The organism is Arthrobacter sp. P1_B4 (assembly GCF_056406555.1).
On record NZ_JBFTZW010000112.1, the window covers coordinates 1 to 8,612 of the forward strand.

At 63.1% G+C, this 8,612-nt stretch carries 7 protein-coding genes and 2 pseudogenes; 1 reads left to right on the forward strand and 8 read right to left on the reverse strand.

Annotated elements, in window-relative coordinates:
- Positions 1 to 64: 64 nt before the first annotated feature.
- Positions 65 to 242, forward strand: a pseudogene (locus AC1D1W_RS18785) (carbohydrate kinase); the annotation flags it as partial.
- Between the two features lie 331 nt (positions 243 to 573).
- Here the strand turns inward: AC1D1W_RS18785 and AC1D1W_RS18790 are convergent.
- From AC1D1W_RS18790 to AC1D1W_RS18825, 8 genes and pseudogenes are all read right to left on the reverse strand, one after another.
- On the reverse strand, positions 574 to 1,572 hold the full coding sequence (locus AC1D1W_RS18790) for an aldo/keto reductase family protein (protein ID WP_476944480.1): 999 nt from the start codon (positions 1,570 to 1,572) through the stop codon (positions 574 to 576).
- 72 nt (positions 1,573 to 1,644) lie between these two features.
- Entirely contained in the window at positions 1,645 to 3,150 is a 1,506-nt protein-coding gene (locus AC1D1W_RS18795; protein WP_243180735.1) for a glycoside hydrolase family 32 protein, read from the reverse strand.
- A gap of 101 nt (positions 3,151 to 3,251) precedes the next feature.
- The gene (locus tag AC1D1W_RS18800; RefSeq protein WP_476944481.1) at positions 3,252 to 4,172 is read right to left on the reverse strand and encodes a carbohydrate kinase family protein; all 921 of its coding nucleotides are present in this window, start codon (positions 4,170 to 4,172) and stop codon (positions 3,252 to 3,254) included.
- Between the two features lie 90 nt (positions 4,173 to 4,262).
- The gene (locus AC1D1W_RS18805; RefSeq protein ID WP_243180737.1) at positions 4,263 to 5,213 is read right to left on the reverse strand and encodes an ATP-binding cassette domain-containing protein; all 951 of its coding nucleotides are present in this window, start codon (positions 5,211 to 5,213) and stop codon (positions 4,263 to 4,265) included.
- Positions 5,210 to 6,247: an ABC transporter ATP-binding protein gene (locus tag AC1D1W_RS18810; RefSeq protein ID WP_243180738.1), complete on the reverse strand. Its 1,038-nt coding sequence runs from the start codon at positions 6,245 to 6,247 to the stop codon at positions 5,210 to 5,212. The genes AC1D1W_RS18805 and AC1D1W_RS18810 overlap by 4 nt, the downstream gene beginning before the upstream one ends.
- Positions 6,248 to 6,250: 3 nt before the next feature.
- The gene (locus tag AC1D1W_RS18815; protein WP_243180740.1) at positions 6,251 to 7,189 is read right to left on the reverse strand and encodes an ABC transporter permease; all 939 of its coding nucleotides are present in this window, start codon (positions 7,187 to 7,189) and stop codon (positions 6,251 to 6,253) included.
- Between the two features lie 13 nt (positions 7,190 to 7,202).
- The gene (locus AC1D1W_RS18820; protein WP_243180747.1) at positions 7,203 to 8,180 is read right to left on the reverse strand and encodes an ABC transporter permease; all 978 of its coding nucleotides are present in this window, start codon (positions 8,178 to 8,180) and stop codon (positions 7,203 to 7,205) included.
- A gap of 139 nt (positions 8,181 to 8,319) precedes the next feature.
- Positions 8,320 to 8,612 (reverse strand): annotated as a pseudogene (locus AC1D1W_RS18825) (ABC transporter substrate-binding protein); the annotation flags it as partial.

The window sequence follows — 8,612 nt, forward strand, 5'->3', positions numbered from 1 at the left end:
GCCCCCGACATAAAGGGCAGCCGGTACCGGTCTCCCCAGGTGGCCGGGACTTATGATCGTAGGACTGATTCTGGGCTTTCTCACCCGAGGAACCGAAATGCTTCGCCCCAGCTGTCCTGGAGCAGTTCGGACACACCGCAGCTGCAGCCGCAGCCATTACCGTCCAGCGCCCGGGAGCGAACCCCCCAACCCTGGAAGAATTCAATATGGCAATCGGAGCCCTCCCGGGCGTGTCCGTATAGCGGTGGGTCCGGAGCGGATCTTGACGTGTAGCGGACGATGAAGGCCACCGCAGAGCCCGCAGCCGGTGATGCCACTCGGCCATCCCCCAATGACCTGGGAAGTCCGCTAAATAGTGTCCTTTGATGGCCTGGGCCGAACACCTCAGCGAAGTGCGCCGCGATTTCCCGGCCGTGAGAGCCTTTCGGACTCAGCGACAATTGGGATCTCGCCCGGCCCGATATCAGTCATCACGGTTTTGGAGCGGTCGCGGTTGCCGGATTTTCCCGGCGCGGGCTGACACATCGTGTTTGCCGTAACCGATGTGCTCGTCCGTCACAGCTACCCGCGATGTCATGGGCGGGCCGGGAGTGACTCCACTTTTGCGGGGTCACGTTCAATGACCGGGTCCAAGACTTCGTCGACCTGTGCCAGCAGGGCGGGGGCCAGTTTCACTCCGGCTGCGGTTGCGGTGTCTTTGAGCTGGTCCGGGCGTGAGGCTCCGACGATGGCTGCTGAGACGTTGGGGTTTTGCAGTACCCAGGCGACGGCGAGTGCGGGCATGGAAAGGCCGGCGTCAGCGGCGAGCGGTTTGAGCTGCTGGATGCGGCTGAGGATGTCTTCGGTCAGGTAGCGGTTGTCTGACTTGATCTTGCCGTTCTCGCCTGTGAAGCGGGATGCTGCCGGGGCCTCTTGGCCGGGAACGTATTTTCCGGTCAGGACGCCTTGGGCCATGGGTGACCAGCAGATCTGTCCCAGGCCCAGCTCCTCGCAGGTGGGGACGACTTTCTTTTCGATGACCCGCCAGAGCAGGGAGTACTGGGGCTGGTTGGAGATCAGGTGGATGCCCAGTTCCCGGGCGAGGGCGGCGCCGGCGCGGATTTCGTCCACAGTCCATTCGGAGACGCCGATATACAGGGCTTTTCCTTGCCTGACGACGTCGGCGAAGGCCTGCATCGTCTCTTCCAGCGGCGTCTCGTAGTCATAGCGATGGGCCTGGTAGAGGTCCACGTAGTCGGTCTGCAGCCGCTTCAGGGAGCCGTTGATGGATTCCATGATGTGCTTGCGCGACAGCCCGCGGTCGTTCCGGCCCTTGCCGGTGGGGAAGTAGACCTTGGTGAAGATCTCGACGTTTTCGCGCCGCACACCGGCTAGCGCTTCACCGAGGGTGTGTTCCGCGCGGGTGCCGGCGTAGGCATCGGCGGTGTCGAACGTGGTAATGCCCAGGTCCAGCGCCTCCCGGACGCAGGCCGTGGCCTCGTCCTGGTCGATCTGCTCACCGTGGGTGACCCAGTTCCCGTAGGCCAGTTCGCTGATGTACATCCCGGATGAACCAAGTTTGCGGTATTCCATGCTGGGGTGCCTTCCATATCTTGTTGCTAAGACCGTATTCCGGCGTGCGGCTGCGTCGTGTGGGATGCCGGCCTATACCAGGGGCGTGATCCTCAGGCTCTCGACTGTGGCCGAGCCGCCGCGGGCGTAAATGGAGACTCGGGTGCTTGTTTCGTCCGGGAAGATCAGGTCCGTAAGCACGAGTTCGCCGTGTTGGGCGAAGACCTCAACGGAGCAGTGGTCGACGTAGATCTTCAGGCCGTATCGGCCGTCCCGGGCGCTGATGGGGGCGGTATCGACGGAGGCGAATCCATCGTGGAAGCCGGTGTCGCCGGAGGCGGTCCGGTCGAGGATGAGTCGGCCCTGGGCGGGGTTGATGCTGATTCGGGTTCCTTCCGTGCCGCTCCCTCGAACGATGAGGCCGAATTCTTCGGCCGTCCCAGGCGTGAACTCGGCTTCGATGAGCTGAACCGTGCCCGTGGCGGCTGGGAGCGGGCGCGTTTCCTCTGCCAGATGGATGGGGCCGTCCTGAACTGCCGGCGCCTGATTGGGGCATACGGCTTCCTCGACGACGTTCTGGATTAGTCTGGTGCGGCCGCCAACGGTGGCCAGGGAGAGTTCCCGGGGCAGAGACATGGGGCTCCGCCAGGGTGAAGTCGGGATCTGATTGGCGTAGTCCCAGTTGTTCATCCAGCCGACCATGATCCGCCTGCCGTCGGGGGCGTCGCTGAAGGAGACGGCGGCATAATAGTCCCGTCCCCAGTCCAGCCAGTTGTACTCCTGTAGGCGGTCGGGGTCCTGCTCCCCGCTGGTGATGGTGGAGTCGGAGATGAATTGGACGCCATCGAAGTCCCCTGTGAAGTATTGCCCGGCTGAACCGCCGTTCGGGCCGCCGGGGTTCAGATTCACCGTCAGAACCCACTTCAGCTCCAGTGGATTGCCGTCCACCGGCAAAGCGAACAGGTCCGGGCACTCCCAGATTCCGCCGGTGGCGTTGGCGGGGCCGAAATCACTGAGGTGTTCCCACGTTTTCAGGTCTTCGGACTTGTAGAGGACTACTTTGTAGTCGTGGGCTTCGACGGCCGCCATTACCCAGTAGGAGCCGGCCCCGCCGTCGTAGCGGAAAACCTTGGGGTCACGGAAGTTGGCCGAGTTGCGGCTGAGTACGGGATTGCCAGCGTATTTTTTCCAGGTGAAGCCGCCGTCCAGACTGTAGGCCAGTGATTGCGCCTGGACGCCGTGCAGCGGAGAAGGCGCCTTGTAGGCGCTGGTGTAAATGGCCACCAGCGGTGGCGCCAATTCGGTGCCGAGTCCGCTGCTGTTTTGGCTGTCGAATACGATGCTGCCGGAGAAGATGTCCTCCCGCTCGTCGCAGGCAATCGCGACAGGCTGTTCGGTCCAGTCGGTGAGGTTCTCCGACGTCGCGTGGCCCCAGGACATGTTTCCCCAGGTGTCTCCAAACGGGTTGTTTTGGTAGTAGAGGTGGTAGAGGCCCTGATGGTAGATCAGTCCGTTGGGATCATTGAGCCAGGTGTTTCGGGCTGTGTAATGCAGGGCGGGCCGGAAGGCTTCCGGGTGTGTGGTGGTCACGGCCGTCATGGGAGGTGCACTCGTTTCAGGTTCGGAATGGGGCAAGGAAAGGGCCAGGATCTGACGGTGATCGTCAGATTGGCCGCGGTGTTGAAGACGGAAAGTGGTGGTCAGCTGACCAGGGCTTGCATTTCAGCCAAGGAGGGCAGGTCCGCCCCTGGACGGCCGACAGTTATGGCGCCTGCCATGGATGCCATGCGGGCGATCTTTTCAAGAACGGGCGGAGCCAGGCCCTCGCCGCCTCGGGTCAGCAGCCCCAGAATGAGGGCCGCCATGTAGGCATCTCCTGCCCCGATGGTGTCCGCGACAACGGTTTCCACGGAGGGGACACTGATTTCTGTGTCTGCGGTGAGCAGGAAGGATCCTTCTGATCCGCGGGTGACCACGACCAGGTCCGTGCCCAGTCCGCGTATGTGGCGGGCAGCCTCCTCCGGCGAATTGCGCGGATACAGCCATGCTGCGTCCTCGTCGCTGAGTTTCACGACGTCCGTGAGGGGAACGAGCTCTTCGAAGATGGTTCTGGCTTCGTGGTGGCTGCCGAGCAGTTCGGGTCGGATGTTCGGGTCATAGGTGACGGTGCTGGTTCCTGCGCAGTCCTGCAGGAGGGATTTCACCCCTGAGGCCCCCGGGGCGAGGAAGCTGGCGATCGACCCGGTGTGCAGGAGCGTGGGGAGGTACGCCGGGGCAACCGGTGGGAGGTCCCAGGCGAGGTCGAAAGTGTAGGTTGCGGACCCGTCGGCGGCCAGTGTTGCCGTGGCGGTCGATGTAGAGGCCGTGGACTGGCAGCCCGGAAGGATATAGACGCCTGCGCCGCTGAGATGGCTGCTGATGGCAACTCCCCGGCTATCGGTACCGATTGAGGTCAGGAACCCGGTTGAAACATCGAGACGGGCGAGTCCGTAGGCCACGTTGGCGGGGGAGCCCCCCGGGTGCTCGGTGGCGCCGTTCCCCRTGTGGACCACATCGATAAGTGCTTCGCCGACAACGATCACCTCGGGTAGGACGGACAGTGTGGCAGGGGGGTTCATCATGGATTCTTTCTGGGTTTTCGACAGCCAATGGAGCTGTGCGGGTCTGATTCCGCGGGGAAAGCGGCCTCTCGGACGGCGGATTTGGGGCCGTCAGTGGGCAGGGTCCGGTACTTTGAGCGCCCAATGGGATTTGCTCAGGGCGATCCGTTCGCCGGTGCCCCGGGGAGCGTTCCGCCCTGTGGCGTCCCTCTTCGGTGGGCGGACGGTCTGGGTTCTGCGGGCGTCGGGTACGGCGGAGAGCAGCAACTGTGTGTACGGGTGATGAGGGGCGGCCATCAGCTCGATGCTCTCGCCACCCTCGACCAGGTCCCCGGCGCACATCACCATGGTTGTGTCCGCGATGTAGCGTGCGGAGGCGAGGTCGTGGGTGATGTAAAGCATGGACACGCCCCGTTCATCGCGGAGTTTGCGCATCAGATTGAGAATTCCGATGCGGACCGAGACGTCGAGCATCGAGGTGGGTTCGTCGGCCAGTATGATTTCCGGTTCCACGGCCAGGGCTCTGGCGATGGCGACGCGCTGCCGCTGTCCGCCGGACAGCTGATGGGGGTATCGGTCCAGCATCTGCTCGCCCAGACCGACTGTTGCCATTAGTTCACACAGCTTGAGTTTGAGGGCACGCGGGCTGTCGTTTTCTCCGTGAAGCTGCAGGGGACGCGTCAGGAAGTGCTCGATGCGGTGTGCCGGGTTGAGGGATCCGAAGGGGTCCTGGAAGACCATCTGGACCTTGCTGCGGTATCTCATTGACGCCCGGCGGCGTTCGGTGGCAAATATGTCTTGTCCGTCGAGGATGAGCTGGCCGCCTGTGGGCTGCTCGAGGCGGGCGAGGATCCGGGCGATGGTGCTCTTTCCGCTGCCGGATTCCCCGACGAGTGCCACAATCTCGCCGCGGTTGATGTCGAAGGAGACGTCGTTGACCGCACGTACGGTCGAACGGAACGGGAAACTTCCAAGCTGATAGTCCTTGCTCAGGTTGCGTACCTGAACCAGGGGCGCGGTCGCCGCTCCTGGGAGGGATGAGGTGCTGTATGCGGGGCTCATCGGCGTGACCTTTCGCGGGGGACGACATATCCGGGTACGAGCAGACAGGCTGCCTCGTGGTTTTCGGCTCCTGGAAGGAGCGGGGGTTCGATGGTGCGGCAGGAGTCGATAGCAAGCGGGCACCGGGGGTGGAAGCGGCACCCGGTGGGGGGATGGGCCATGTTCGGCGGGGCGTCCGGGATACCAATCAGCTCCACTCTCGGTCCGGTCAGCGGAGGGAACGCTCCCATCAGTGCGTTCGTGTAAGGGTGAAGCGGGTTGTCCAGCATCGTCTTGGAGGGAGCGACCTCGACCAGCTTTCCTGCATACATCACAGCCATGCGGTGGGAGAGTTCGACCATGAGTGAGATGTCGTGGGTGATGAACAGAATGGAAAAACCCAGCTGCTGCTGAAGTTCTTTGATCTGGTGCATGATTTCCTGCTGGACGACCACGTCCAGGGCAGTGGTGGGTTCGTCCATGATGAGGAGAGAGGGTTTAAGCGCCAGCGCTATCGCGATCACTGCCCGCTGACGCATTCCGCCGGAGAGCTGGTGCGGGTAGGACTTGAGGCGGTCCGGGCTGATGTCGACAAGTTTCAGCAGCTCCACGGCGCGTTCGCGGGCGGCTTGCTTGGACATTTTTTCGTGCGTGGTGAAGACATCGACGATCTGATCTCCGATGGTCATGACGGGGTTCAGGGAGTTCATCGCGCTTTGGAAGACCATGGCCACGTCGCGCCAGCGGGTACGTCGCAGTTCTTCCTCGCCCAGGTCCAGGAGATTCCTTCCGGCGAGCTCGATGGAGCCCCCTGTGATTTTTGCCGGGGTCTGCAGGAGCCGCATGATCGCGTTTGCGATGGTCGACTTGCCGCAGCCTGATTCACCGGCGAGGCCGAACACTTCTCCGGCGCCGATGTCGAAGCTGACACCATCCACGGCGGTGACGTTTCCGCTTTCCGCCGTGTATTGGACCTGCAGGTTCTTCACGCTCAGCACGGGGCCGGCGGCGGCAGGACCGATGTTTCCCCGTTCCAGTTCAGTCAGGGTTTCCATCTGTCAGCCTTTCTTTTCCACGCGCAGGCGAGGGTTGGTGATTTCATCAACGGCGTAGTTGATCATGGCCAAGGCAAATGCGACGACGGCGATGGCGCCGCCGGAGGGCAGGAGCACCCACCAGTCGCCGGTCATGAGCGCGCCGTCGTTGTTTGCCCAATAGAGGTTGGTTCCCCAGCTGACGGACCCCGTGTCGCCGAGCCCCAGGAACTCCAGGCCTGCCTGGGCGCCGATGCCGTAGATGACGCAGCCCAGCAGGGTGCTCATCACGATGGAGGCCATGTTGGGCAGGATCTCCCGGAACATGATGCGCCATGCTTTCTCGCCGGTCACGACGGCCGAAGCGACGAAGTCCTTGCTGCGCAGGGACAGGGCCTGGGAGCGGAGGACCCGGGCGCTGCCTGCCCAGCCCGTGATGATCAGGACGATGACGACGGTGACGGGCCCCGGCGGCAGGAATGCGGCCAGAACCACGAGGAGCGGAAGCCCGGGGATGAGCAGGAATATGTTGGTCAGCAGCGAGAGCAGTTCGTCGATGGCTTTGCCGAAGTACGCGGAGGCTATGCCGACGAGGCAGCCGATGAAGGTCGCCGCCAGACCTACGGTGAATCCGACGGCCAATGAGCTTCGCGATCCCCACAGGGTGAGGGCGAGCACGTCCTGGCCTTTGGAAGTGGTTCCGAGCAGGTGGTCCGCGGATGGTGCCAGGGATGCTTCGGGGCCGAAGTCGGAGGGGTTCCCCGGTGCCAGGAGAGGGGCCAGCAGCGCCAGGAGGGCAAATAGCACCAGGATGGCCAGTCCGAAGAGGGCCTTCTTGTTCGTGAGGATGCCGTGGACGAATCCTCCATGAACCAGGCGTCCGGGGGAAGGAGGTTCAGGTATCTGAACGGTGGGGTTGCCGGCCGCGGTGATTGTGGCGGGTGTTGAGTCTGTAAGTGACATGGGGGACCTGTTTCTAGCTGACCCGGACCCGGGGGTCCAGCCGTACGTAAATGATGTCGACCAGGAAGTTAGCTGCCAGCACGGCGGCGGTAATGGTGAGGAAGATGCCTTGGGTCAGCGGGTAGTCCAGCGCCTGGACGGAGGTCAGAAGCTGGTAGCCGATGCCCGGGTACGCGAATACGGTTTCGGTGAGGAGAGCGCCGCCGACGACGAATCCAAGGGACATGCCGAACGACGTCACGGAGGGCAGCATGGCGTTGCGGGCCGCGTACTGGAACATGATCCGTGCCGGACGGAGTCCCTTGGCCCGGGCCATCGTGATGTAGTCCTCAGCGGTGGTGGCGATCATCGTGTTGCGCATCCCCAGCATCCAGCCGCCGATGGAGACCAGGACGATGGTCAGGGCCGGAAGGATGAGGTGAGTGGCTACGTCGCTGATGTATTCGAGGGAGAACGAGGGGCTGAGGCCTGTGGAGAAGGCATGGCTCAGGGGCAGCCAGCCCAGGGTTATCCCGAACAGATATAGAGCGGCCATGGCCAGCCAAAAATAGGGAAATGATCCGACAAAGATCAGCAACGGGGGAAAGACCGAATCCAGGAACTTTCCGCGACGCCACGCTGCCAGAATGCCGAGGAAATTGCCCAGAATGACGGCAATAACCAGGGAGGTGCCGCCCAGCAGGAGGGTCCACCCGATTTGTGATGCGATCACCTCCGAAACGGGGGAAGGGAACCGGGAGAGCGAGATGCCCATGTCCCCGCGGAAGATGTTGCCGATGTAGGCGAGGTACTGCTCCCACAGGGGCCGGTCGTCCAGGCCGAAGAGCCGCCGGAGCGCATCCACCTGGTCCGGGCGCATCTGAGACTGCACTTGGGAAAACATTCGGCTGACAGGGTCCCCGGGCATCAGCCTGGGGAGGAAGAAATTCAAGGTGATGCAGGCCCAGAAGGCGATGATGTAGAACCCCAGGCGGCGGAGGAGGAATACCATGATTCCGCTTCTTTCTTGATGATTGTTGCGCCGCCCGGGGATCGGTCCGGGTCCGGCAGGTGGTAACGGTGCAGGTGCCGTGTGTGCGGCGGCCATGGTGGCTGTCCGGGGCCGGTTGCCCCGAACAGCCACCAGATGGCTACTGCGCAGGCTTGAGTGAGGTCAGAACCAGCACTGTGGTGGCGGAGCGTGCCGAGAGAGTGGCATACGGGTTGTCGTTGCTCGGCCAGCCCGTGAATCGCTGATCGGTGTAGGCGCCCCACGCCGGGCCGGAGAACAGCGGGATCACCGGGGCTACGTCATTGAAGCGTGCCTCCAGGGAATTGACGAGGGTCTTCTGCGCTGCCGGCTCTGCCGTTGCCGCCAACTTGTCCAGGGTCGCGGTCGCTTCCGCGTCGCCAAAGCGGTGGTAGTTTTCATTGGCCTTTGCAC